Source organism: Methanobrevibacter sp. 87.7 (assembly GCF_002208625.1).
In the GTDB taxonomy this organism is placed as follows: Archaea; Methanobacteriota; Methanobacteria; order Methanobacteriales; family Methanobacteriaceae; genus Methanarmilla.
Genome location: NZ_MRCT01000214.1, coordinates 1 through 2,518 on the forward strand (window position 1 = coordinate 1; position 2,518 = coordinate 2,518).

The window sequence follows — 2,518 nt, forward strand, 5'->3', positions numbered from 1 at the left end:
ATTTTTATTAGAAAAAAGGAATTAAAAAATAATCAAATAATTACCTAATAATACACTAAAAATAATTAAAAAATAATCAAATAATTACCTAATAATACACTAAAAATAATTAAAAAATTTATAATCAAACTACAATTAATAGATACATATACTAATCGTGGAAATAATTATAAATATTTTCAGCAACTTTCTTATTCATTCCTTCAACATCACTAAGTTCATCAACAGTAGCTTTAGATATGGAATCAATATCACCAAATTCTTTAAAAAGATTTAATTTACGTTTTTTACCAATTCCTTGAATATTATCAAGTTCAGATTCAGTAAGTTTTTTTGAACGTAATTTTCTATGGTATGTAACACCAAATCTATGTGCTTCATCCCTTACTCTTTGAAGAATATGTAAAGATTCCTTATTATGTGGAATTATAATAGGTTGATTAGATTGTGGAACAAAAACTTCCTCAAATTCTTTAGCAAGACCAATAACAGGTATATCACTTAAACCTAATTCATTTAATACTTCAACAGCAATATGTAATTGTCCTTTACCACCATCAATAAGTACTAAATCAGGTTTTTTATAATCCTCTTCATTAACTAATGATTCAAATCTTCTTGTAAGTAACTCTCTCATCATACCATAATCATTAGGTCCTGGAGTTTTCAACCTAAATCTTCTATACTGTTTTTTATTTGGTTCTCCATCAAAAAAACTAACTTTAGAACCTACTTGTAAAGTACCTGAAATATTACTTACATCATAACCTTCAATAACATGTGGAACATTTTTAAGTTTAAGATAATTTTGAAGTTCTATAAGTGAATCATTAACTTTTTCTTTTTGTTTTTTAATAATATCTGCATTTCCTCTTGCCATACGAATAAGACGTAGTTTTCTACCTTTTTGAGGATTTGTAATTTTAACTTTATTTCCTCTTAAATCACTTAACCATTCAATGATTAAATCTTTATCTTTAATTTTATCTTCAATAATTAATTCTTTCGGTATATGACGATTAATACCATAATATTGTTGTATAAAACTATATAATATTTCAGAAATGTCTTGATTTTTAGTATTATCCATTAAATAATCATCTTTAGAGATTATTTTTCCATTTCTAATTGATAAAACAACAATAATTGTAGTGTTTTCATTTTCTGATGAAGCAATAACATCTTGATCAAGACCATCATCTAATTCATCAACAAATTGTTTAACCATAACTTCTTCAATAGACTTAATTTGATCTCTTAATACTGCTGCTTTTTCAAATTCCATATTATTACTTGCTTCTTTCATCTCAGATTTAAGATTTTTTAAAATATCATTATATCTTCCTTGGAAAAATAAATCAATTTTTTCAATAATTTCCTGATACTCTTCTTTACTTATTCTACCATCACATGGTGCATAACAAAGATCAATCTGATAATTTAAACATGGTCCATCCATATTTTTACAAGTTCTAATTTTAAATAATTGTTTAAGGAATTTTACAGTAGAACGTACAGATTTTACATCAGTAAAAGGTCCATAATATGTTCCATTTTTAGATATATTACGTGTTAATATTAATCTTGGAAAATCCTCATTAGTTATTTTAACATATGGATATTTTTTATCATCTTTAAGACGAATATTATATTTAGGCATGTATTTTTTGATTAAATTAGCCTCTAATATTAAAGCTTCTTTTTCAGAAGTAGTTACAATATATTCTAAGGAATTAAAATGTTGCATTAAAACATAAGTTTTTGGTCTATCCTTTTTATCTTTAAAATAAGATTTTACTCTTTTTCTTAAAGATTTAGATTTACCTACATAAATTACATTATCATTTACATCTTTCATAATGTAAACACCAGGTTTAAGAGGTAAATTATCAGGAGATTTTACTTTAGTTGCCATTATATTAAGTCCTTGAATTTTTTTTATTAAATATAAGTTTTAAATTTATATTATGTTTTTTAATAAATATTAATTTTATTCTAGTTTATTCAAACTATTAAGTTTTATAGATATTTTAAAAAAGTTAAATATTTTTTATTTTAGAAAAATATTGATTTAATTTATATTGATATTAATTTAAGTCTTTATTATAGTTTAAATAATAAATTTAATATTATATTTAGATTAAATTTGAATAAACATTTATAAAATGATTATCAAGAAGTATAAATTATTAAAAATTAAGTTAAAAATTAAAAATAGTTATAAATAAAAAAAAGAATGATTATAGAAATAAAAAAAGGTTTAATATACTTTTTAAAAAAAAACATACGTTTAAGGGGGTGAATATGTATGATTTCCTATAATCATTCTAAGTAGTATAAGAATAAATCTTACACCATTTATTTATAACTATTTTAAAATATATAAAACTTTTGATATTTTTATATTATAAATTATTAACTGTATAAATATTTTTTTATAAAATATACATATGTATCTAAAATGTCTTAATTTTTAAAAAAATATATATTTTTCCAAAAATATTTAAAAATATTAATA

Annotated in this window: 1 protein-coding gene; it reads right to left on the reverse strand. The window is 21.2% G+C overall.

Annotated features, from left to right (window positions below; translation table 11 throughout):
* Positions 1-151: 151 nt before the first annotated feature.
* Positions 152-1,915, reverse strand: coding sequence for an excinuclease ABC subunit UvrC (gene uvrC, locus BGI41_RS07740; protein ID WP_088540124.1), 1,764 nt, complete (start codon positions 1,913-1,915; stop codon positions 152-154).
* Between the last annotated feature and the right edge of the window lie 603 nt (positions 1,916-2,518).